General features: G+C 68.9%; 25 protein-coding genes. 8 read left to right on the top strand and 17 right to left on the bottom strand.

What is annotated here, in order from left to right; genetic code table 11:
• The first annotated feature begins 38 nt into the window (after positions 1 to 38).
• The 4 genes from WMF20_RS04910 (at position 39) to WMF20_RS04925 (ending at position 4,192) form a co-directional block, all read left to right on the top strand.
• Positions 39 to 929, top strand: a complete 891-nt coding sequence (locus WMF20_RS04910) for an NmrA family NAD(P)-binding protein (protein WP_437611129.1) — start codon at positions 39 to 41, stop codon at positions 927 to 929.
• Positions 930 to 1,062: 133 nt separating this feature from the next.
• Complete coding sequence (locus WMF20_RS04915; RefSeq protein ID WP_437611131.1) at positions 1,063 to 2,100, top strand: aldo/keto reductase; 1,038 nt, start codon at positions 1,063 to 1,065, stop codon at positions 2,098 to 2,100.
• A gap of 74 nt (positions 2,101 to 2,174) precedes the next feature.
• Complete coding sequence (locus WMF20_RS04920) at positions 2,175 to 2,582, top strand: bifunctional diaminohydroxyphosphoribosylaminopyrimidine deaminase/5-amino-6-(5-phosphoribosylamino)uracil reductase RibD (protein WP_129581160.1); 408 nt, start codon at positions 2,175 to 2,177, stop codon at positions 2,580 to 2,582.
• Positions 2,583 to 2,890: 308 nt separating this feature from the next.
• Positions 2,891 to 4,192 (top strand): aminotransferase class V-fold PLP-dependent enzyme, encoded by a 1,302-nt coding sequence (locus WMF20_RS04925; protein ID WP_437611133.1) that lies wholly within the window; start codon positions 2,891 to 2,893, stop codon positions 4,190 to 4,192.
• A 154-nt stretch (positions 4,193 to 4,346) separates the two neighbouring features.
• Here WMF20_RS04925 and WMF20_RS04930 read toward each other — a convergent pair whose 3' ends face one another.
• The gene (locus WMF20_RS04930) at positions 4,347 to 5,363 is read right to left on the bottom strand and encodes a trypsin-like serine protease (RefSeq protein ID WP_437611135.1); all 1,017 of its coding nucleotides are present in this window, start codon (positions 5,361 to 5,363) and stop codon (positions 4,347 to 4,349) included.
• Between the two features lie 464 nt (positions 5,364 to 5,827).
• The gene (locus WMF20_RS04935; protein WP_437611138.1) at positions 5,828 to 6,886 is read right to left on the bottom strand and encodes an SDR family oxidoreductase; all 1,059 of its coding nucleotides are present in this window, start codon (positions 6,884 to 6,886) and stop codon (positions 5,828 to 5,830) included.
• Positions 6,887 to 7,013: 127 nt separating this feature from the next.
• On the opposite strand from WMF20_RS04935, the gene WMF20_RS04940 reads away from it, so the two are divergent.
• A complete protein-coding gene (locus WMF20_RS04940) occupies positions 7,014 to 7,904 on the top strand; it encodes a LysR family transcriptional regulator (protein ID WP_437611140.1) in 891 nt (296 codons plus the stop codon).
• A gap of 133 nt (positions 7,905 to 8,037) precedes the next feature.
• A complete protein-coding gene (locus WMF20_RS04945) occupies positions 8,038 to 8,415 on the top strand; it encodes a hypothetical protein (protein WP_437611141.1) in 378 nt (125 codons plus the stop codon).
• Between the two features lie 51 nt (positions 8,416 to 8,466).
• On the opposite strand, the gene WMF20_RS04950 is transcribed toward WMF20_RS04945, so the two are convergent.
• The 7 genes from WMF20_RS04950 to WMF20_RS04980 form a co-directional block, all read right to left on the bottom strand.
• Positions 8,467 to 9,027: a flavin reductase family protein gene (locus WMF20_RS04950; RefSeq protein ID WP_437611143.1), complete on the bottom strand. Its 561-nt coding sequence runs from the start codon at positions 9,025 to 9,027 to the stop codon at positions 8,467 to 8,469.
• A gap of 16 nt (positions 9,028 to 9,043) precedes the next feature.
• Positions 9,044 to 10,093, bottom strand: coding sequence for an NAD(P)-dependent alcohol dehydrogenase (locus WMF20_RS04955; protein WP_437611144.1), 1,050 nt, complete (start codon positions 10,091 to 10,093; stop codon positions 9,044 to 9,046).
• A gap of 367 nt (positions 10,094 to 10,460) precedes the next feature.
• On the bottom strand, positions 10,461 to 11,459 hold the full coding sequence (locus WMF20_RS04960) for a hypothetical protein (protein ID WP_437611145.1): 999 nt from the start codon (positions 11,457 to 11,459) through the stop codon (positions 10,461 to 10,463).
• Positions 11,426 to 11,926, bottom strand: a complete 501-nt coding sequence (locus WMF20_RS04965) for a DUF433 domain-containing protein (RefSeq protein ID WP_437336101.1) — start codon at positions 11,924 to 11,926, stop codon at positions 11,426 to 11,428. The genes WMF20_RS04960 and WMF20_RS04965 overlap by 34 nt, the downstream gene beginning before the upstream one ends.
• A gap of 33 nt (positions 11,927 to 11,959) precedes the next feature.
• Positions 11,960 to 13,216, bottom strand: a complete 1,257-nt coding sequence (locus WMF20_RS04970; protein ID WP_437611148.1) for a tyrosine-type recombinase/integrase — start codon at positions 13,214 to 13,216, stop codon at positions 11,960 to 11,962.
• Positions 13,217 to 13,403: 187 nt separating this feature from the next.
• Positions 13,404 to 13,775: a hypothetical protein gene (locus tag WMF20_RS04975; protein ID WP_437611150.1), complete on the bottom strand. Its 372-nt coding sequence runs from the start codon at positions 13,773 to 13,775 to the stop codon at positions 13,404 to 13,406.
• Complete coding sequence (locus WMF20_RS04980) at positions 13,772 to 14,452, bottom strand: RNA polymerase sigma factor (protein WP_437611152.1); 681 nt, start codon at positions 14,450 to 14,452, stop codon at positions 13,772 to 13,774. Before WMF20_RS04980 ends, WMF20_RS04975 begins: the two co-directional genes overlap by 4 nt.
• Positions 14,453 to 14,621: 169 nt before the next feature.
• On the opposite strand from WMF20_RS04980, the gene WMF20_RS04985 reads away from it, so the two are divergent.
• Positions 14,622 to 14,894 carry a helix-turn-helix domain-containing protein gene (locus WMF20_RS04985; protein ID WP_437611153.1) on the top strand — a complete coding sequence of 91 codons (273 nt, stop codon included), beginning with the start codon at positions 14,622 to 14,624 and terminating at the stop codon, positions 14,892 to 14,894.
• 14 nt (positions 14,895 to 14,908) lie between these two features.
• Here WMF20_RS04985 and WMF20_RS04990 read toward each other — a convergent pair whose 3' ends face one another.
• The 5 genes from WMF20_RS04990 to WMF20_RS05010 all read right to left on the bottom strand — a co-directional run bounded on the left by WMF20_RS04990 (position 14,909) and on the right by WMF20_RS05010 (position 18,887).
• The gene (locus WMF20_RS04990; protein ID WP_437611155.1) at positions 14,909 to 15,514 is read right to left on the bottom strand and encodes a hypothetical protein; all 606 of its coding nucleotides are present in this window, start codon (positions 15,512 to 15,514) and stop codon (positions 14,909 to 14,911) included.
• Between the two features lie 16 nt (positions 15,515 to 15,530).
• The gene (locus WMF20_RS04995; RefSeq protein WP_437611156.1) at positions 15,531 to 16,187 is read right to left on the bottom strand and encodes a hypothetical protein; all 657 of its coding nucleotides are present in this window, start codon (positions 16,185 to 16,187) and stop codon (positions 15,531 to 15,533) included.
• A 3-nt stretch (positions 16,188 to 16,190) separates the two neighbouring features.
• Positions 16,191 to 16,493, bottom strand: a complete 303-nt coding sequence (locus WMF20_RS05000) for a hypothetical protein (protein ID WP_437611158.1) — start codon at positions 16,491 to 16,493, stop codon at positions 16,191 to 16,193.
• A 20-nt stretch (positions 16,494 to 16,513) separates the two neighbouring features.
• On the bottom strand, positions 16,514 to 18,037 hold the full coding sequence (locus WMF20_RS05005; protein WP_437611159.1) for a hypothetical protein: 1,524 nt from the start codon (positions 18,035 to 18,037) through the stop codon (positions 16,514 to 16,516).
• Between the two features lie 568 nt (positions 18,038 to 18,605).
• Positions 18,606 to 18,887 (bottom strand): hypothetical protein, encoded by a 282-nt coding sequence (locus tag WMF20_RS05010; protein WP_437611161.1) that lies wholly within the window; start codon positions 18,885 to 18,887, stop codon positions 18,606 to 18,608.
• Between WMF20_RS05010 and WMF20_RS05015 the strand changes: the two genes are divergently transcribed.
• Positions 18,874 to 19,026 (top strand): hypothetical protein, encoded by a 153-nt coding sequence (locus WMF20_RS05015; protein ID WP_437611163.1) that lies wholly within the window; start codon positions 18,874 to 18,876, stop codon positions 19,024 to 19,026. The genes WMF20_RS05010 and WMF20_RS05015 overlap by 14 nt on opposite strands.
• A gap of 879 nt (positions 19,027 to 19,905) precedes the next feature.
• Here the strand turns inward: WMF20_RS05015 and WMF20_RS05020 are convergent.
• From WMF20_RS05020 to WMF20_RS05030, 3 genes are read right to left on the bottom strand one after another with little or no spacing between them, the layout of a single operon-like run.
• Positions 19,906 to 21,174 carry an AAA family ATPase gene (locus tag WMF20_RS05020; RefSeq protein WP_437611165.1) on the bottom strand — a complete coding sequence of 423 codons (1,269 nt, stop codon included), beginning with the start codon at positions 21,172 to 21,174 and terminating at the stop codon, positions 19,906 to 19,908.
• Positions 21,174 to 21,620, bottom strand: coding sequence for an ERCC4 domain-containing protein (locus WMF20_RS05025; RefSeq protein WP_437611167.1), 447 nt, complete (start codon positions 21,618 to 21,620; stop codon positions 21,174 to 21,176). Before WMF20_RS05025 ends, WMF20_RS05020 begins: the two co-directional genes overlap by 1 nt.
• Positions 21,617 to 21,937: a hypothetical protein gene (locus WMF20_RS05030; protein ID WP_437611168.1), complete on the bottom strand. Its 321-nt coding sequence runs from the start codon at positions 21,935 to 21,937 to the stop codon at positions 21,617 to 21,619. The genes WMF20_RS05025 and WMF20_RS05030 overlap by 4 nt, the downstream gene beginning before the upstream one ends.
• Between the last annotated feature and the right edge of the window lie 78 nt (positions 21,938 to 22,015).

The following is a 22,015-nucleotide window of genomic DNA, read 5'->3' on the forward strand; positions in this document are numbered from 1 at the left end:
CGCGGGCCCGCGACCCACCTGCGAAGGGAGAGCTGGTCATGACAACGAACAAGGAGAGGCTCGTCCTCGTCACGGGCGCCACGGGACAGCAGGGCGGCGGCGCCGCGCGAGCGCTGCTCTCGCGCGGCGTTCGCGTCCGGGCGCTCGTCAGGAACCCTAACGGCGAGCCCGCCGCGGCGCTGCGCCGGCTCGGGGCCGACGTCGTGGGCGGCGACCTCGGCGATCGCGCCTCGCTCGAGGCCGCGGCCCGGGGCGCGGACGCCGTCTTCAGCGTGCAGCCGAGCGAGGGGCAGCCTCAATATGGCGTCACCTCGGACGACGAGCTGCGCTTCGGCAAGAACGTCGCCGACGCCGCGCGCGCGGCGGGGGTCCGGCACCTCGTCTACACCTCGATGGCCGGCCTCTTGCCGGGCACGGGCGTCGGCCACTTCGAGAGCAAGTGGCAGATCGAGGCGTACGTTCGCTCGCTCGACGTGCCCTTCACCATCCTGCGCCCCGGGGCGTTCTTCGAGCTGCTCACCCAGCCGAGCTTCTACGCGACGCCGGGCACGTTCACGTTCCTCTACCCGCCGGGGCATCGTATCCCCTTCATCGCGGCCGACGACATCGGCGCGATCGCGGCCGCGGCCTTCGCGGCGCCCGACGCCTTCGCGGGCCGAACGCTCGAGCTCGCGGGCGACGTGCTCACCGGCGAGGAGGTGGCGGCCGCGCTCGGGCGCGCGACGGGGCGGCCGCTCGCGTTTGCGACCGTTCCGGCCGAGGCGCTGCGCCAGAACCCCCTGATCGCGCGCGTCGTCGAGGTCGCGACGAAGCTCCGCGTCGACGTCGACATCCCCTCGCTCCGCGCGCTTCACCCGGGGCTGAAGACGCTCGCGGCCTGGCTCGACGCAGGGGGCGCCGCGCGCATCCCGGTCACGTCGCCTGCGTGATCGCCGACGCGCTCCACACCGCACGCCGGGCATCGCGGGCCCGCGGAGGTGTCCGTTATAGGAGAAGAGTCGTCCGTTATTGTGGACGAGGCCGCCGCTCCGTGGTACGGGAATCCCCACGGACGGAAAAGCGATGCATTACCGACAGCTGGGTGACAGCGAGCTCCGGGTCTCGGAGCTCTGCCTTGGGACGATGACGTTCGGCGAGCAGAACACGCTCGACGACGCGAAAGCGCAGCTCGATTACGCCTTCGACGCGGGCATCAACTTCGTCGATGCGGCCGAGATGTACCCCGTGCCGACCCGCGCCGAGACGCAGGGCCGCACCGAGAGCTACGTGGGCGAGTGGCTGAGCCAGAGGCCGCGCGACAAGGTGATCCTCGCGACGAAGATCGCCGCGTCGGGCCGCCCTTTCCCGTGGATCCGGGGCGGCTCTCTCGCGGTCAACCGCGCGAACGTCCGGCGCGCGGTCGAGGACAGCCTGCGGCGCCTGAAGACGGACTACATCGATCTCTACCAGATCCACTGGCCGGATCGGTACGTGCCGCAGTTCGGCGCCACCGCCTACGACCCGGCGAACGAGCGCTCGAGCACGCCGATCCCCGAGCAGCTCGCGGCGTTCGCGGAGGTCATCCGCGACGGCAAGGTGCGCTATCTCGGGCTCAGCAACGAGACCGCGTGGGGGGTGACGCAGTTCAGCCGCATCGCGGAGCACCTGGGGCTCCCGAGGCCGGTGTCGATCCAGAACGCGTACAGCCTCGTCAACCGCACGTTCGACGCGGCGCTCGCGGAGGCCTCGCGCCGCGAGGACGTGCCGCTGCTCGCCTACAGCCCGCTCGCCTTCGGCCTCCTGACGGGCAAGTACGTCGGCGGACCCCCGCCGGGCTCGCGCCTCGCCCGGTTCGAGGCGTTCGGCCAGCGCTACCGGAAGCCCAACGTGGACGAGGCGGTGCAGGCCTACGTGAAGCTCGCGCGCGCGCACGGCCTCACCCCGGCGTCGCTCGCGCTCGCCTTCGTGCGCAGCCGCTGGTTCGTGGCGAGCACCATCATCGGGGCGACCACCCTCGAGCAGCTCGAGGAGAACGTGAAGAGCGCGGGGGTGGTGCTCGGCAAGGAGGTGCTCGCCGAGATCGAGCAGATCCACGCCCGCTACCCGAGCCCGGCGCCGTGAGCGCGCCGGCCGCGGAGGCACGGATCGCCCGGCGGGCTCGGCCCTCGACCACCGAGGCCGAGAAGCGGCGCTTCATGGCGCGGGCGCTGGAGGTGTCGCGCGGCGCGCTCCCCCGCTGCCGCCCGAACCCGCCCGTGGGCTGCGTGGTGGTGCGCGGCGGTAGCATCGTCGCGGAGGGCTTCACGCAGGCGCCCGGCTGCCACCACGCCGAGGCCATGGCGCTCGCGACGCTCCCCGGCGATCTCTCGGACTGCGCGGCGTTCGTGACGCTGGAGCCCTGCTCGTTCTTCGGCCGCACCCCCTCCTGCGCGAAGGCCCTGATCGCCCGGCGCATCGGCGCGGTGTTCGTGGCCGTGATCGACAGCCATCCGCGGAACCTCGGCCGCGGGATCGCGCTGCTGCGCGCCGCCGGCGTCCCCGTCGAGGTCGGTACCCTCGCCGAAGACGTCGCCTCGTTCATCGACGGCTACCTCATCCGCTGAGATCCCGGCACCGGAGCGCGGACCCCGCGCCGACGACACCCGCCATCCACGCCAACCCGGGAATGTCGCGATCGAGCGGCGTGACGGGACTCGACCGAGAGCGCGGAACGCTGTGGGCCGCCCCGCGCCCCGCGCGGTGAAAAGCTGATTGGTTTCAGATAGTTACTGCTTCTCAGCCGCCCCCGTGCAACCTCCCCGGCCGGCGCGGCGAGAGGGGATTTCCCTGCCCGCGGCATCGAAGCGCCCCTGGGCGCGCGAGCCTGCGGCTCCAAGAGGGACCGCGCCCAGCACGGAGGAGGAAGCTGCAGATGACGACGAAGCTACCCAGGCGCAGCCTGCTCGAAGGCCTCTTGGCGATCGGGGCCGCGGGCTGCGCGGCCCCGGAGGCGGTGACGGCCGCGGCCGATCGGGCCCAGGCGCCGGCCGACGCGTGGCAGCGCGTCCGGGACGAGTTCGAGGTGTCGCCGACGTGGATCCACATGACGAGCTTCCTGCTCGCGTCGCACCCGCGGCCCGTGCGCGAGGCGATCGAGGCGCTGCGGCGGGAGCTCGACGAGAACCCGGTGGACGCGCTCGGCGAGCACGAGGGCGCGGCGCCGGTGCGGGAGGCCGCCGCGGCGTACATGGGCGCCCGGGCCGACGAGATCGCGCTGACGGACAGCACCACGATGGGGCTCGCCTCGCTGTACCTCGGGCTGCCGCTCGAGGCCGGGGACGAGGCGCTCACGACGGTGCACGATCACTACTCCACGCACGAGTCGCTCCGGCTCGCGGCGGAGCGGTCGGGCGCGGCGGTGCGGAAGGTCGCGCTCTACGAGCGGGGCAGCGCCGCGACGGAGGCGGGGATGGCGGGCGCGATCGCGCGGGCGATCACGCCGGCCACGCGGGTCGTGGCGATCACGTGGGTCCACTCGAGCACGGGGGTGAAGACGCCGGTGCGCGCGATCGCGGAGGTCGTCGCCAGGGCGAACCAGGGGCGGGCGCCGGGGGATCGCGTCGTCTGCTGCGTGGACGGCGTGCACGGCTTCGGGGTCGAGGACGCCACGATGGCCGACCTCGGCTGCGATTTCTTCGCTGCCGGCTGTCACAAGTGGATCTTCGGGCCGCGGGGCACGGGCGTGCTCTGGGGCAGGGCCGAGCTCTGGCCGAGGCTCCGGCCGAGCATCCCGCACTTCGGCAAGGAGGGATACGGCGCCTGGATGCGGGGTCAGCCGGCGCCGGCCACGACCGCCAACATGATGTCTCCGGGAGGGTTCCACTCCTTCGAGCACCGCTGGGCGCTGCCCGCGGCGTTCGCGTTCCACCGGCGCATCGGCAAGGCAAAGGTCGCGGACCGCATCCACGCGCTGAACCGGCAGTGCAAGGAGGGACTCAAGGGCATGCGCCACGTCACGCTGCACACGCCGCTCGACGACGCGCTCTCCGCGGGGCTCGTGTGCTTCGAGGTGGCGGGGATGACGCCGGCCGCCGTGGTGCGGAGGCTCCGCGAGAGGAAGATCATCGCGTCGACGTCGCCGTACGGGATCTCGTATGCGCGCGTCGCGCCGAGCCTGCTCAACACCGAGGCGAACGTGGAGGCGGTGCTGCGGGAGATCCGGGCGCTCGCGTGAGGGAGCGCGGGCCCGTCACGGGATGACCCTCCGCATCCGGAGATCCTCGAAGATCCCCCGGAACATCGCCTCCGTCTGACGGCGCAACCAGCGGAGGCGCGTGCTCTGGCGCGATGGGTTGAGCTCCTGATGAGCCCGGGCCGAGCCGCGCGCCTTATTTGATCCCGGTCGTGAAGCCGCTATAGGTCACCGGTCCGTCGCCCATGTCGTCGTAGAGGTAGCAGTGGTTCTCCCCGCCTCCTTCGTGGCTGTAGGCGATGCACTGCGAATCGTGCTCACAGGCGTACTTGCACTTCCTCAGGTCGCCGGATACGAGACCGTAGGGCCATCCGTCGATGAGCTTGTTGGTCAGCGTCTGCGAGTACGCGCCGCTCCCGGTGTACCCGATTTTGTCGAGGATCCAGTTGAGGTGGTACTGGGTGCTCGTGTACTTGTTGCGCATGGCGAAGGCGACCCACCAGTAGCCCCAGAGCACCCCGGACACGCGCTGACCGTTGGTGAAGATCGGCCCGCCCGAATCCCCCTTGTTGATGCGATCGTCGTTGGTGTAGAAGTATCCACCATCCACGTTGTCCGAGTAGAGGCCGTTCGTCGCATACTTGAGCAGGCTCGTCGAGTTGCTCGCGCCGTCGTGCCGCCCGCGGCCGACCTGGGTGCCCGTCGCGTCGTCTCCGGGGTAATGGAGGTCGAGGCTGGCCACCACGGAGGTCGACGGGATCGGGTTCGCGAGCGTGAGGACCGCGATGTCGGCGAAGTTGCCCCCGTTGTCGTCGAGCTCGTCATTCCACGGATTCACGCCGGGCTTGAAGGCGACGTTGGTGACTTCGGTTTTGGGCGTGTCGGGCGTGTTCATGGTGCTATAGAACTGCACCTTCGTGGTCCCCACGGCGGGCAGGCAGTGCGCGGCCGTGAGGACGTGATTCTTGCTGACGATGACGCCGGTGCAGTTGCCGAGCGACACGACCCGCTGCCGCATCCACGCCGTGGCGGCGCTCCCGTTGATGATGGCGCTCGATTCGCTGTCGACGAGCTCGGCCTCATCGCCGGCCGCGAGCGCTGCCTCGTCGCCGGTCACGCCCTCGGCCGCACAGGCCGGCGCGAAGGCCGCGGACGCGAGGAGGCCGAGGGCTGCGTACATGCGGTGAAGCCGGTTCGAGTTCAAGAGATTCATTACTGGATCCACTCCTTGCTTCGCAGGTTGAAATGCGTCGAGCTGTCCGCCCAGCGTTCCCGAGGGCGAGTCGCAATCGCCTGTCTTGCGTTTCGCGTTTGGCGTTTCGCGTTTGGCGTTTCGCGTTTCGCGTTTGGCGTTTCGCGTTTGCACTCGCCGTGCCGCGCGCGGCCACCCGGGGATGGAGGCGTGAGCGCGCGGGATCTGTGCCGGAAACCCAGCCGAACTGCCAAGGCCACGCGACGCTCGGAGCCCGCTGGCACCGCTGGCACCGCTGGCACACACAGCTGGCACCGCGGCGGCGACCTTCGGAGGCGGGCAGCTCGGCAGGACCTCCAGGCAAGGGCGAACGTCGCCGACGAGGAGCTACGCTGCCGCGTCGTGGAGCCCTTCGCCGCGGAGCCCCAGCGGGACGCGGCACGGCAGGTGGACCGGTCTCGAGAGCGTGAGGCGACGCGGGCCCATCACGGGATGATCCTCCGCCGCCGGAGATCCTCGAAGATCCCACGGAACATCGCCTCCGTCTCGACGTGCTCGTGGAAGCCGAACCGTCGCGCCTTCGAGCCGTCGGCGATCACGTCGTAGTCCCACGAGAACACCGCATCTCCGAAGCGCCACGACGACACGTCCCGGTAGGGGTGCCGCGCCAGGCCGTGTTTCTCGATCATGGCGTTCCAGAGCGGCTCCTTGTCGGCCATGACGTCCGCGAGCGGCATCGGCAGCGGGGGCGCCGCCTCCATGTCGAACATGCGGGCGATCTTCGGCCACATCTCGCTCCAGCGGAACATGTCGCCGTTGTTGATGTTGAACGCCTGGTTGCGGCACGGCGCGCTGGTCGCCGCCCAGACCGTGGCCCGGCCGAGCAGGCGCGCGTCGGTCATCTCGATCAGCCTGTCGTAGGCGGCCGGCTTGCCGGGGAACCGCAGGGGCAGGCCGAGCTCCTTCGACATCGCCGCGTAGACCGCGATGACCATGGCGAGGTTCATCGGGACGCCCAGCGCGAAGCCGCACACCACCGACGGCCGGAGGGCCGACCAGGACCAGGCCTTGCCCTTCTGCCGGGCCTCGAGGAACGCCTGCTGGTCGACGTTGAACTCGGGCGGCATGTGGTGCGCGTCGGTCTCGCGGGCCGGCGTCTTGAACGGGCCGAGGTGCGCGCCGTAGACCTTGTAGCCCTGCATCAAGCTGATGTGCTGGAGGCCCGCGGCGACCGGCTCGACCGCGTCGATCACGTTGACGAGCATGGCGAGGTTCGGCGGCACGAGCTCGGCCCACGTGGGCCGGTCCTGATAGGCGGCGTAGAAGATGTGCGTGACCTCGGCGAGGCCGCCGAGCTTCTTCCGGCAGTCCTCCCGGTCGAGCAGATCGACCACCACGTGGCGGACGCGGCCCGCGGGCGCGCCGCCGCGCCGGGACAGGCCGATCACGTCCCATTCGCCGAGCGCCTCGAGGTGATCGATGAGGTTGCGGCCGATGATCCCCTGCGCGCCGACGACCAGGGCGACCTTGTTCTGGATGCTCATGGTTTGCTCCTGCTTCGAGGTCTGTCCGCGCCCGGTCCGTGCTCGCGAGCGCAGGGGAAAGGTGGAGCGCGGCGGCCAGGGCGAGTACGGGCTCGAGCCGCGCGACACCTTTCGATAAAATCGAAAGATGAGCGCGCTCCTCGAGATGCAGACGTTTCTGGAGATCGTCGATCGCGGCAGCCTCAGCGCGGCCGCGCGCTCGCTCGCGACCGTGCCGTCGACCGTCAGCGCGCGGCTCGCGGCCCTGGAGGAGCGGCTGGGCGTGCAGCTCGTGGTCCGGAGCACGCGGCGGCTCCGCCTCACCGAGGAGGGCGAGCGCTACCTGGTCGACTGCCGCCGCATCCTCGACGAGATCGAGCGGAGCGAGGCGTGCATCCGGCGCGGGCAGAGCTCGCTGCGGGGCAGCCTGCGCATCACCGCGCCCTCGGATCTCGGGCGCGGCCGCCTGCGCGCCGTCCTTGAGGCGTTCCTGGAGGCGCACCCGCGCATCAGCGTGTTTCTCCACCTCTCGGACGAGGTCGTCGACCTCGTGCGCGGGGGCTTCGACGTGGCCTTGCGCGTGGGACCGCTGCAGGGGAGCAGCCTGACCGCGCGCAGGCTCGCCACCGGGCACCGGGTCGTGTGCGCGGCGCCCGGCTACTGGGCCCGGCACCCGCGGCCGAGCGCGCCGGGCGATCTCGCCGACCACGAGTGCCTGCTCTGGAACGCGGAGGGCCGGAACGAGGCGACGTGGACGTTCGCGGCGGAGGGCGAGGGGACGCAGGCGGTGCGCGTGCGCGGGCGGCGCAGCTCGAGCGACGGCGAGCTGGTGCGCGCGTGGGCGCTCGCGGGCCTCGGGGTCGCGCAGAAGTCGTTCTGGGACGTCGAGGGCGACCTCGAGGCGGGCCGGCTCGAGTCCGTGCTGAACCGGTTCGTCCGCGCGGCGGATCTGTCGGTCGTCTACCCGGCGGGCCGCCATCTCCCGCGCCGCGTCCGCGCCCTCGTGGACCATCTGGTGGAGAGCTTCCGCGGGCGATGAGGTGGCGGCCCGGCGCCGCCGGGTGCTCTGGAGGGCGGCCTCCGGCGCGCGGCGGCGCGGGATCGGGCGCCGCGCCCGGATGAGCTCGCAGGTCGTGATAGAACCTCGTGGTGATCCGTGAGAGAGCACGCGTATGAGACACATCCTCGATCGCTCGATGGGGCTCCTCCTGGCCGCCGTGCTCTGCTGTGCTGCGTGCAGCGCCTCGCGGAACGAGCCTCCCGGCTCGAACGCGCCGCCGGCGCCGGATCCGGCCACGACGACGCCCACGGCCACCCCGACGGACGACTCGATCGCCGTGGGCAGCGACCCGTGCCAGAGCGACGCGGACTGCGTGCCCGTCTGCGGGTGCCACCCGGCCGCCTGCGTCGCGAAGGCCACGGCGCTCGCGTGCGAGGGCGGGATGATGTGCACGCAGGAGTGCCGGCCGGGGACGATGGATTGCGGCGGCGGCTGTCTTTGCCACGAGGGCCGGTGCGCGGCCCGGCTCGTCAACGCGCCGGCGCGCTGAGCCGCGGCCCGGGAGGGGCGCGCTGCCCCGGCGCCGCTCGCGGGCGGCGCGTCACAGCCTGTCGGGACGAAAGAGCCGGCGATACCGGCGCGTGCTCTCCCCCGAGAGCATGAAGATGCCGTCGCCGCGGTAATGGATCGTGCGCGGGTAGCGCGGCGTGGTCGCGGCGTGCGCCTTGACCACCTCGAAGATGAAGAAGTTGTAGGTCTTCACGAGCCGCGCGTCCGCGAGCCGGCACTCGAGGCTCGCGTAGCACTCCGCGATGAGCGGCGCCCCGACCGCCGCGCCGGGGACGGGCGTGAGCCCGAAGGCGGAGAACTTGTCCGTGTCGCGGCCCGAGCAGTTGCCGATGCCGACCACCGTCTCGGCGAGCTCCGCGGTGGGGACGTTGATCGCGCACTCCTTGCTCCGGCGGATCAGCTCGAAGCTGTGGTTCGCGCTGCTGATGACGCACCCGACCAGCGACGGCGCGAACTCCATGACCGTGTGCCAGCCCATGGTCATGATGTTGGTCTCGCGCCGCCACGCCGAGCTGACGAGCACGATCGGGCCGGGCTCGAGGAACCGGCGGATCGCGGCGACCGGGAAGTCTTTCTTGGGAGCTGTCTTCATGGGCGCGTCGCGCCGCTCACTCGGATCGGAGCGACGCCATGTCGATGGAGAAGCGATACTTCACGTCGGACTTGAGCAGCCTCTCGTAGGCTTCGTTGACCTTCTGGATGGGGATGCTCTCGACGTCTGCGGCGATGTTGTTCGCCGCGCAGAAATCGATCATCTCCTGGGTCTCGGCGATGCCGCCGATGTTCGAGCCGGAGAGGCTGCGGCGCCCCATGATGAGCCCGAACGCGGCGACGCTCAGGGGCTTCGCGGGCGCCCCGACGAGGGTCATGTTGCCGTCGCGGCGGAGCAGGTTGAGGAAGGCGTTGACGTCATGGTCCGCGGAGACGGTGTCGAGGATGTAGTCGAGGCTGCCGGCGTGCTTCTGCATCTCGCTCGCGTCGCGGGAGACGACGACCTCATCGGCGCCGAGACGCAGGGCGTCCTCCGTCTTGCCGCGCGAGGTGGTGAAGACGACGACGTGCGCCCCGAACGCGCGGGCGAACTTCACGCCCATATGGCCCAGCCCGCCGAGGCCGACCACGCCGACCTTCTTGCCCTTCTCGATGCCCCAGTGGCGCAAAGGCGAGTACGTGGTGATCCCGGCGCAGAGGAGCGGCGCCGCGCTGGCGGGGTCGAGGTTCGAGGGGATGCGCAGGACGTACCGCTCATCGACGACGATGCTGTCGGAGTAGCCGCCATACGTGACGCCCCCGAGGTGCTTGTCCGGGGAGCCGAAGACGATGATCTGGTTCGGGCAGAACTGCTCCAGCCCTTCCATGCAGCTCGGGCAGGTCCTGTCCGAGTCGACGATACAGCCGACCGCGGCGAGGTCGCCGGGCTTGTACCTGGTGACCGCCGAGCCGACCTCGGCGACGCGGCCGACGATCTCGTGGCCCGGTACGATGGGGTAGACCGTGCGGCCCCACTCGCCGCGGGCGGCGTGGAGGTCGGAGTGGCAGATCCCGCAGAAGAGGATCTCGATCTGCACGTCGTGCGCGGTCGGATCGCGCCGCGGGATCTGGGTGGGGGCCAGCGGCGATGTCGCGCTGGCGGCGGAGTAAGCCTTCGTGCTGTACATGGTTCGATGCTCCTCGTGACCGGGGTTGCTCGCGGCGTTCAGCGGTCGATCGGCTGCGTGTGGGCCTCGGACGGGCGACGCCTTGCGCGCTTTGCAGGACCTCTTCTCGGTTCCTGTCTCCGTGGGTCCGTGCCGTCGAGCCCCGCGCACGAAGAAACCTACGCCCCGGTCCCGCCGAGGGCCAGGCGCCGGGTCGAGGTGGAGGTCGTCGCCGAGGACCGCTTCCGCGGAGGAGCCGGTCGGTTCATCGCTCGCCCCTGGCGCTCGCCCCTGGCGCTCGCCCCTGGTCGCCCGCTGAGCCCGGCAGCTCCTCGACGCCCGCCGGCCCGGCTGAACGCGGGCGGGCTGGGCGAAGAAGCGGCGTCGCTCATCTTCCAAATGCTTCGTCGAACTGGCGCTGGAGTTCGGCATCCATCTCGGCTGCCGCTTCAAATACCAGCTCGGCGTAGGGCTCGCACTCGCGACGTAGCGCTTCGTGCTCCTTGAGCGCAAGGTAAGCGTCCGGCTCGTCACGCAGCTGCTTGGCTCTATCTCGCCAGCGTTCCAGCGCGGCCGCATGAAACTTCTGTTTGTAGGACGCCTGGAACATTTGTCGTTCTTCGTGGTAAAGGTGAGAGTCCTGTGATGGTGCTGCGGCGTCTGCTCGCGAGTCTATGTGAGTAAGCCATGCTGCGCGCGACTCGAGTTCTAGCAGCAGCTCGTCTTTTGATTCGTGTCGCGGCGCTGCCTTCATCAAGAAATCCAATGTGCCGGAGATTGCCTCGACTCGCCAGAACATCGACGTGAAAAGTGCGCGTTGGAGCGACGTGCTTGGTTGTGGTCTGGCGTTCCGAAGCGATTGGCTGGCCGGGCCAAATATTTTGCCGTGGTCGTGCGGTGCTGCGGGTTGTCCTGCATGTTTGAGGAAAGCCCCGCGGGATGTCTCGTCAGGGAATGACCTGGTGAAGCTGTGGCGCTCGTGCGTGAGCAGTAGGTCGCATGCGAGGAGGTAGTACTCTGATGCGATGGGTTCGATGATTTCTTCGTAGGCAAGGCTGACGTGGTATGGCTCGTTTCGGTAGGAGTGGCAGTCGAGGATGAAGTCGCGCTGTGGCTCGTCGATGTAACCTAGGCGGGCGCAAAATTTTGGCTTTTCGTCGAATCGCTGTCCCAGCGCAGCCTTGCGCTCTTTGCGGCTGAGTTTCACCTGGCCGAGCTTGGCGAGGCTTGCGTCGGCCTTGCATGCATCCTCACACCATCCGTGCAAGATCAATTCGACGATGTTGTCGATGAGAATGAGCGCGAAGCGTGCGTGTGTCGGAGTCCGCTGATGAAGCTGCTGGGCCGCAAGATCTAGTTGCTCTGTGACACGTGAGATGAAATCCATGATTGTCTCCTCCGCTGCGCCGGCTCCGCACGGGTCATGGTGCGCTCGGTAGGTGCCCCGCTATGGTGCGATGGATCTGGCCGAAGTCGACCTGCCTTCCCGCGGCCGCCCATTTTACAGACCTGCCACCCGAAGGTTACAGCACCGTAGGCAATGCAGGCGAGGACGTCGTCCTCCTCGATCCTGTGCTCGGCGATCACATCCTGGACGGACATCCCGCTGGCGAGGAGGTCGATTGCGAGCGATGCCCAGATTCGGTGCCTGCGGATGTAGGCCCGGCCGACGCAGACGTTCGGGGCGACGAAGATCCGGTCCAGTGAGGGCCCGTGCCCGGCGTCGGGGCACACGCAGGTCGTACGGCGTGACCGATCCGGGGAGTTGCCCGGATTTTGAGAGTGAGACGCGTCTGCTCTGGCCCCTGCGGGACTTACCGCACGCGCCTGGCACGCCGCCTCAGGACTCAGCATGGCCGTACCTACCCGAGAGACTACCCGATGCCCTCAGTCACCCATGAAGCCCTGGTGGAGCTGTTCAAGAACCGGCCGACGCTGGCCGCCGAGATGCTGCACGACGCGCTCGGCGTACAGCTCGGCGTCGACGTGGACAAGCCGTACGTCTGGCCGGTCTACGTCACCCAGACGAGGGGACGTATTTGCCTGAATTTCTGAGGTTTCTGAGGCGTCCTGACGATTCACTGACGGATCGTCGTGGTCGCCATCGCCCAGCAGGCTGGCGGGCAGCGGAGGGAACACCGGCTCGAAGCGGCCGGCAAGCTGCTCCGCCTCCCGGACGTAGCGCTGCGTCGTGGCGAAGTCGGCGTGGCCAGCCCGGCGCATGATCTTGATCGGGTCGTCGCCTCGGATGGCCATCCACGTGATGCCGGTCGCGCGGAGGTCGTGGAACGTGATGGGCTTCCGTGTCTCGTCATCCGCGAAGAGCTCCGGCCGGGTGACGCCCGCGAACTTCAGGTAGCGCCGCAGGATCCTCGCCAAGCTCTGGCCGCAGACCATCCTGATCACCAGCGCGTCCGGGTCGGCCTTCGCCTTCATCGCGCGCAGCACCGGCAGCAGGTTCTCTTCGATCGCGAACCGCCGAGCGAGCTTGCCCTTGGTCGACTTCTCCCTCGCCCGGAGCCGATCCATGCCACGGTTCACGTTGATCACGCCGTGGTCGAGGTCGACGTCGCTCCACCGCAGCGCTTCGAGCTCACCGGCGCGGACGTACAGATACACGGCCAGCGCGATCATCCGGCGCCAGTGGAGCGGCACTCGATCGCTGTTCATGAGCGCCAGGAACTCGGAGGGGTAGAGGTAGCTCTTCGCCCGTTCGGCGCCGCGGTCCGGACCGGCCACGTCAGCGCACGGGTTGTCACCACGCACGCGCAGCGCAGCGATCTTGGAGCGGAGGGTGTCCTTGAACATCTTGGTCGCGATGACCCATGCGCGCTGCATCGTCTGCCAGGAGTGCGAGCCTGCGGCGACCTTGGCGTCCATCGCCTCCACGACCGCTTCGATGTCCGCGCGCGTGACACTGGCGATCGGCTTCATGCCGATGATCGGCTCGATGTGGATTCTGAAGGTGGAGGCCTCCTTGTGGATCGACACCAGCCCGCGCACGTCCCGAGCGGCGTTCCAGCGCGCGAAGTACTCGGAGACAGTCTCGCCCGGGCTGACCGCCGACGTGTTGCCGCCCCGCTTCGGCTTCTGCTCAAGCCCCCTCGCGTTCTCGCTCCAATACTTGGCCTTCTCCCGCGCCATCGCCTCCGAGCAGCCGGCCGGAAGGTGGTAGACAGGTCGACTCCCATCATCCAGCGTAACCCGGACGTCCCAATGATCTCCATGCCGAAAGACCGTTCCAGTGCGTTGACGTGCCATGTCTCTACTCCTAAGACTCTGAAAAATCCTATTCCGCGTACATCGTCGATGATGACGTCACTAGGTGTGCCTACTCGCCGTCCTCGGCCATCTGCGCCATGACGGCGATCTCGCGTAGGACCTCGCCTGGCGTGCGGCCCTCGATGCGGGCGATGGCCGCGATGGCGTCCTCCAGGCGATGCGCACTGACCTGCGGCCCCTCCACGTAGCGGTCGTGGTAGCTCGGCAGGTTCCGCCCGTCCGGCCCGATGGGCGGGAACCACAGCACGGCGACGCGCCATGGCCGGACGGGGATGGAGACGTGGAACGCGCGGTAGCCGCGCGCGCTCAGGTAGCGCTCGATGTCAGCGGGCGAGACGCAGCGCGTGACCGGTCGGGCGGGGAGCGTGAGGCTCACGCGACGCTTGGGGTCGCGGAACTTCAGCGGGAGGTAGAGGCTCATCGGCGCCTCCTCAGCCGCAGGGCCAGCGCATCGCGAGCGATCCTGAGCCTGGACGCTGCCGTGCCCGGCTTCATGCCGCGCCGTCGTGCGTACGCAACGAGGCTCTCCGGCTCGTCCACGGAGAGCAGCGCCTCCCGCTGCCAGTCGGGCAGATCGTCCAGCGCCTCCAGGACCTCGCGCGCCTCGATCTGGGCGTGGAGGTCGATGCCGACGGGCTCACGAAGCCTGCCGAGAGGCTGCGCGTGAAGCACCGCCCGCCGCACCCACGCGCTGTGCAGGTAGTGCCCCGTCTTGCGCCACGCGATGCCGTAGAGCCAGGCGCGGAGCGCGTCGCGCGGCTGGGTCTTCGGATCGGGCCGGTACATGCCGCGCTTCACCGAGCGCCAGGCGCCGAGCAGGATGTCCTGCGCAACGTCGTCGCGGTCGCGCTGCGGCACGCCGCTGGAGATGAGCACGGCGACGATGACGCCGCGCTCGGCAAGGATCGCCTGCATCGTTGGCTTCTTCCTGGCGTGTCGTGCGGCAGGCCGCTCATGCTCGGCACGCGTGCTGCGCCGGGTTTCGGCGCTGGACCGCCGTGCTCGGCGGTGGGGGAAGCGGTCGGGGGGAACAGTACTAGGGTCGGCGGACGGATCGATCTCTTGGCCCTTTTCGGGCCGCGGACGTAACTTGCCCATGTCGGACCTCGCTCCACGGGGTTCCGGCCACGCTCCCCGGTCGGTTGCCGCCGACGCGGGGAGCACTTTTTGTGGTCCGTACAAGGTACGCACACGTCCTGCGGGCCGTCAACGAAATACAGACGATCGTCTGTTAATTCGGCAGGACCGAGGCGCTACGCCTGCGAACGTGAGTAGCGCCCGAGTCAACACGGTGCTGAGGTACGTCGCGGCGAACGTCCGACGGATTCGCCTCAAGCGCGACATGACTCAAGAGGCGCTGGCCGAAGCCGCCGACCTGCATCTCACCTTCATTCAGCGCATCGAAGCCGGTCGCGTGAACCCGAGCGTCGGTGTTCTCGTCCAGCTTGCTGATGCGCTTGAGGTGTCCCCAGCGCTCTTGCTCCGCCCGGCAACGATGCCTGAGGTTAAACGCGGTCGTCCGCGGAAGGTACCGAAGTGACAGGCGCCTTGCGTTCACGGTCGCCGCTGGTACCTCCGCGCGTCGCTCTCCGCTCCGAGCCGAGATAGCGCTGCAACCGCGTCGTCGTCGGGCATGCCCGACTGCCCCGACATGATGCGGGCGATCTTCTCGCTGGTCGTGAGCCCGGCGAGCGGCGAGGCGTGGCCGACGAGCCGAGCATGCTCGGCGCGCTCCGCTTGCTCGTCGCGCCCGGCGCACTCCTTCGCGAGCGCGGCGCTGTGGATCGCCTCGTACACATCCGCGGCACCATGCTGGCCGGCAGCCCGCAGCTGAGCCAATCTCGCAAGATGGGGCGTGTCGAGCGGCGTCGTGGCTAGGGCTGGCGCGCCCATGTTCGCGAGCTCCAAGGCGAGCACGCGCGCGCTGCGCTCGGCTTCGATCGCCCTCGCGTAGATCGCCTCGTACATCGTCGCGATGGTCATCTTCCCCTCGGCTTTGAACCTCTCCAGCTGATCGACGTGCGACGCCGGGACGAGGTGCGGCTCGATGCGGTAACCGTTGTCTCTGGCGAACTTCACCGCGGCTTCGGGCTGGCCGTTCGCCACGAGTTCACAGAAGGTGCTCATCGCCATTGGGCTGTTCTCGATGTTCTCGCTCATACGCTGCTCCTCCTACTCAATCGAAAAAGTCGCGGACCTTGCCCCCGTTCTCATCGAGATCGGCGCGCAGCCCGTCGCTGACGTGCGGCTCCACGTGCGCCTTGACCCACGCGATGAAGGGCTCGGAGCAGTCGGAAGGCCGGACATAGAAGCCGCGCGGGTACTCCGGTGTTGTTGAAGCAGTTACCCGACGAGCAGCCGCGAACTCTTCGTCCTCGATCAGCCGCTGGAACTCCCTCCAGCGTTTCGGCATCTCACGGAGGTGTACCGCCGTCCGCGGTGGCTCTTTCGGCTTCGGCCAGAAGCCTCCCGTCGCGTCGGGGCGCGCCCATTCGATCGCAACGACCTCGGCATGCGCTCCCCGAACCCATGCCGCGAAGGAGGGATCGACCATCGACGGCGTGACGTAGAACGCGATCGAGATGATGCGCCGAGCCTCGATGAAGCATGCCTCCATCTTCTGTCGCGCCTCCCGCTGCTCCCAGGTGTTGCGCTCAGCGCTCGCGAGATGCCGGATGCCCTCTAAGATCAGTTCGTCGACGCGCGCGCGGGCAGCGATATGCTGGTCGAGCGGCACGCGGGTGATCGTCGGGCTCGAGGTCGCCACGACGTCACATGTCACGTCGGCGTCGATGCCCAGCGCGCGGAGATCAAAGGTGCGTTTCGTCAACATGCATCACCTCCAGGACTCGCCGGCATCGTTGTGGAAGCAGTCCCAGATCACCGGGTTGCAGTGCTGCCGCACATGTGCCTTTGCCTGTTCGCGAAACTCTGCGGGGACATCGGACGGGCGAACATAGCAGCCTTGATCCCTCGCGTACCTGAAGGCCGTGTCGTAGTCCCGCGGCACTGGCCGTGCGTTGAGGAGCTCGATGAAGCGATCGAAGACAGCGGGCCAGTCTTGGATCGGCTCGCGCGGTGGCGTCGGGTAGAAATGCTCGCGCTGGCGCGGGTGCGTCATGCCATGAGGGAGTGCCATCTGCTTTATCTCCTGCGGCGTCAAAGGCCGCGGTCAGACCACGTAACGAAGTTGCGCCCGCTGGGCTTGCGCGTCGCGAGCGGTGACATGCTTAGTGCGCCATCGGCATCCGCGATTGCGGCGGTGAGCAAGAGAGCCGCATAGTCATCATGTCCCGTGCGGGCGCCGTAGGTGAGCGCGCCCGTCGCGGTGAACTTCTCCGAGAATGCGTGGAGCTGTTTCCGCATGATCTCATGTGTTGCGATCGTGATTGCGCCATCACGAAGCCAGCCGCGGATCAGCCCGACCGCGGCGGTCTTGTTGCTGTTGGTCCAGTCGTACGCGGTGAACTTGTAACCGCGCGCCGCGAACGCGGCTTCGAGCATGAGAGCTTCGCGCTGGTCGGACAGCACACGGCGGATGGCGTGCTCCTCGCAGACTCCGCAGAGTCGATCCACGACGTCATCGCCGCGCATGTTTTGCCAGAATGCGCCATCGATACCGCCGATCTGTTCGACCTGGAGGAAGGGGATGAGCTGGCCCGCGTAGTCGCCTCGCACGATCCTTTTGCCGTGTGCGTCGACGGCGTAGGCACAGTTCCCAGCGATCACGCGGCCCCACTCGTCGGTGAGGTCGGCCGTGACGTACGCGGTAAACGGGAGCAGCGGCCACGACCAGCCGACGACGGCGTAGGTGAAGGAGTCGTTGCGCCCGCTCGATGGGTCGAGCACGAGGACGCGCTCGCCAGCGTGATATGAGCAGACCGGATCGCGGAACGCTCGATCGACGGCATCGGGGTCGAACGCGGCGGAGATCGCAGCCTGGGGGAGCGCCCGGTACTCGCGCGCCCACACCCGCGCGTCAGGCTCAAGAGCGCGCGTGTCCTGCTCCGAGATCGACGGGTTCGCGATCCACGTCGGCGCGTACGCCACACACTGCGTCGGCGTCTCGCCCTGCTCGAACGCGTCGTAGTGAGCATCGAGCGTGGACAGCGGCGACGAGGAGAGGAAGAGCCGCGCCCGGGGCTGCGTCGCCATCGTCGGGCGGAGCGAAGCGAGCACCTCTTTCGCGGGGTTCGCGCCCGTGTCCTTGTCGGCCCACTTCGCCACCTCATCGCAGATCGCCGCGATGGCGGTGAACCCTGATACCCCCGCGATCGATGCGGCGAACACCTTGAACGCGACCGGCGCCCCGTCGTCGCGCTGCAACTCGATCGCCTCGCCGGCCTTGCGGAACTCGACGCCGAGCGCGCGGAGGATCACCTCGATGGTCCGCAGGCGCGCCGCTGCCTCGTCCCGCGAGGTCGACACGATCGGCACCGTCCCAACATCGCCGGGCGGGATGTGGTGCTCACCGAAGAGCGCCTCGACCACCGCCACGCGGCAGAGCGTCGACGACTTGCCTCCTCGGCGTCCGACGCGCAGCACGAGGGTGCGCCGGCCGCTGAGGTAGAAGCGTTCGAGGGTCGACCACCACCACGGGGAGATCGCGGGGAAGCCCTGCGCCACGAGCTCCGCGTCGACGGCGCGGAGGTGGTCGAGGATGCGGCGTCCGTGGTCGCTCACGTGTCGCTGTCGCCCTCGGTGTGCTTGTTCAGTCGAGCCGCAGCACGCTCGCGAACGCGATCGAGCGCCGCGCGGCGGCTGGCACCGCGCGCTTTTGCTTCGCGTGCGGCGAGCTCCCATGCTGCCAGCTCGTTCTGCCTCGCCTCAGCGGCGAGAGCCGACGCGCGCTTGAGGAGCTCCGCGTCGCCGATTGCGGCCCCTTGGTTCTGGAGGTACCGCGATGACGCGAGCGCGAGCGCGGCAGACTCGACCAGCGCGCCGACGCCGGCCGAGATGTCCCCGCCGTGCGCCGCGGCAAGTTCACGCCGACGGTGCGCCCCGTACCGCCGACCCCACCGCGCGAACGGCTTGAACTCGGGCGACGTGGAGTCGATGCCGCCCGCGCCTCCCAGAGCGCCAGCGCGGAGCCGTCGCGCCCGTGCCGCCGTGTTGCCACGGGTGAACCGACCATCAGGGCCCCGATCGGAACGGACCGTTTTGGCGCCCTCAGCGGGCGGTAGCTCGTCCGGGGGGAGGACCTCGATGTGTGGGCGCCCTCGACCTTGGCCATGTCCACTTCGAAGCGCCATCACGCGACCTCTGCGGAAGCGGCTGCGCGGGTGAGCTCATCCCGCATCGCGCGCAGCCCGCGAACGAGGGCGGAACGAGCCACAGCCGCGCGCTTAACGGTCAACCCATCCCGCGAGATCAGCGCTGCAACGACCTCGATCTCGGCGCGGAGCTCTCCATCGATTCGGAGGTTAAGATGCTCTCGAAGCACATTTTTAGTCATTCTCTCACCAGTGTTGTTGTCTTCAATGAGGCCACAAGCGACGAGCGCCCGCTGCGCGCTCCCGATGCCGAAGCTCACGAGCGCTGCTCCCCGGCGCGGATATGCGCGCCCCGCTGGCCCCGAGGACGACGAGCGCCAGGACGACGAGCACGATCTCGATCGCCAGCACCGCAGCGGCGAGCGCCACGAGCGCCGAGCAGATCGCGACCTCGACTAGCGCCGCGGAGCTACCGCGGGCGCCTTCTACGGGGCCACAGGCGCGCCGAGCGGTCCCACCCCGCCCCCGACCATCCGGCCCGCGCAAGGGCGTCCGGCGAGCGCACAGCGCGCCGACCGACCACACGGGCGATGGCCGCGCATGCAACCTCGGAGCTTCCGGAGTTGGGAGGCACCCTTGGCCGTTCCGTAGGCCAGGACGTCAACATCGTCGGCTCCGAGGTTGACCATCGCGAGCACGGGCGCGGGGACGTCGATGGAGCCGCTGGCCGACGTGTCGGGCTGCGCTGCCCCCCTTAGCATGGGACGCACAGCGTGCCGAAATGCCTTCGAACCAAGGCGCCGCGCGATCGAATCGTCACGGCGAAGTGACAGGGCTCCGCGCGGCTGAGCTCCGCCGAGGTCGAGGGCGCGGTGCTGAGCGGCTCCGCCGACCACGAGGGCGCCGAGGTCGATGTCGACGTCGCGATCGAGCCTGCGGCGATCCGCGAGCGCGCCCGCCCAAAGCCAGCACGGTCACGAGGTCGAGGGACACCAGCGCCAGCCCGACCGCCAGGCCCGATGCCACGGCGGCCGGCGAGCAGCGGCAGAGCGAAGCGGGCGGCGTTCCGGGACGTGTCGGCGGGGAGCCGGCTCACCCCTTCCGCTGCCGCTTCCTCGCCTCCTGCTCCCCGCTCCCTCATCCGGCGCTACGTGACCGACCCGGCTGTCGTCTCCGCGATCGTGTCCCGTGTCCCGACGTGTCCCCGCGTGTCCCGGACACGCTCTATGCATCGTGTCCCGTGTCTCCCCCCTTAAGGGGGGACACGGACACGTTGCGAGCATACCGGGTTTGACATCGGCCGAGATCACGCCGGCCTGGCAGTGCGGCAGATGAAACCTACCCGTCGGTCCCATCCCGGCGCCGCTCCTTCAGGTAGTGCGCGTGCGAGCGCCCGTCCTTTACCTTCTCCATCTCGCCGGACGAGACGAGCGAGTTGACGGCCTCGTCCACGAGCTCAGCCTTGCCGCCGATCCTATCGCGAAGTGCGCGGGCGCCGATCCCAGGCTGCGCGGCAACGACCTCTCGAACGCGATCGATGAGCTCTTGCTTCCGCTCGTCGGCGCTCCGCTCTCCCTCGACCTCCTCAACGGCGCGGTAGACGACACGCGACGCCCCGGGCTCGCCCTTCTCGCCATCCGGTCGGATGACTTCGAGGGTGAGGAAGAAGTCCTCGATGATCTCGTCGCCGGCGTCCGGCGCGTTTTTCTGATGCATCACCCGCTTCGGCCTCCCGTGCTCGCCGTGCATGAGCAGCACCAGCCCGGCGGCGTCGTAGATCGCCGATGAGCCGCGGAGCGCCATGCGCCCGTCTGTCTGGCCTTCCTTGATCTTGCCCGCGTGGTGGAGCACGACGAACGCCGTCTTGGTCCGCTCGGAGACGCGGGTGAGGTTGTCGAGCGACTCCCGGATCTTGGAGTCGTTCTCGTCGCTGCCCGGCGTCGCCCCCTTCAGCGCGTCGATGATGATCAGCTCGGCGCCGTGCTCCGCGCACAGGGCCGCGTACGCTTCTTCCGCGTCGGGTGTGTTCAGGTAGAAGCGAGGGAACACCGACACCGAGAGGCGATCTTCCAGGTCGCGCTCCCAATCGATCCCCATGCCCGCGGCGAGCCGCTGGTACTTCAGCAGCGTGCCGCGGCGCCCCTGCTCGTGATCGATGTGGATCACGCGGCGCGGTCGCTCACACGAAAAATCCGGGTGCTCCCACGACGCTCGACCTGACGCGACGGCGAGCGCGAGAGCCTGTGCAGCGGACGTCTTGCCGGAGGACCCGTAGCCCGCGAACACTGCCGGGCGACCAGCACCTAGCTGCAAGCCCTTGACGATCCACGAGACCGGAGGAAGCGGTGCGAAGATGCTCCGCGTTCCGATCAGGTGGATCCGCGTCTGGTGCTGCTCCGCGGCCCCTGTCGAGGCGTCGTTCGCCGCGGTCAAGGAAGCTGTCGCGGGCTCGCTTCGGCTCGCCGGGTCGTCGTGCGCGTTGGGGTCGCTCATATAGTCATTGGTCGTGCTCAACGCATCGCTGTGATGCACAGGCTCCTCGCACTCGCTCTGGATCGCGGCGCGCTCTTCAGGATCATCGGGCAACCAACCAGGGATTGCTCTCATCACTTCGCCTCGTGCTGCTTCCTGTGGAACCGCAGCAGAATGGTCTCCGCCATGTGCTCGGCATGCTCGCGGTTCCCTGCCCAGATCGTCGCGACGCCGTAGTCCCGAAGGAAGGCGAGCCCCGTCGCGATCACGGCGTTCGGCGCCGCGTCGCTCCGATACGCGTGCGCGAACACGTCGCCGGCGTCGGCCTCGACTACGATCGCTTTGAGCGCGTACGATCGGAGCCGTTCGCACTCGCGCTTGAACCGCTGGCGGTGCAAGATCAACGACTGCACGTAGTCGTCAAGCGTTTTGCGCTCGATCGCGACGACGCTCTCGAACCCGGCGATCGAGTAATCACCGGCGGGCAGCGCTACGCGCTCGAGGCGGAAGGCGCCGCCGAACGTCCACGGTCGCTGCTCTCGGGTGTCGACGACGATCGTCATCGTGTCCGCCTGCTTCATCGCCGCGGCCTCCGGGGCTGGAGAGACGCGAAGAAGGTCGCGTCCGCGTCGTCGCCGCTCTGCTCCTTCGGTTTCGGCGAGCGCGCCTGCGTCACGATCCATGCGTCCACGTCTGCCTTCCGCGCCATGAGCTTCCGGCCGACTTTGAAACTCGGAAAGGCGCCCGCAGCGGCCGCACGACGGAACGTCGTCTGCCCCGTCGGAGAGGTCTTCGCGTCGTAGAAGGCGGCGCTGGTGTCGCGAGCAGCGTTCTCGTTCGCGGCATCGTGAACGAGGTTGATGAGGTAGAGGAGGAGGACGTCGACAGCCTTGGTCACGTCCGGCGGAACTGAACTGCGGTGCTTCATGCACCACGAATTTAGCTATTGCGACACAACCATTCAAAGGGGGGGCTA

This window comes from Sorangium sp. So ce834 (genome assembly GCF_051521425.1).
Lineage (GTDB): Bacteria > Myxococcota_A > Polyangia > Polyangiales > Polyangiaceae > Sorangium > Sorangium cellulosum_D.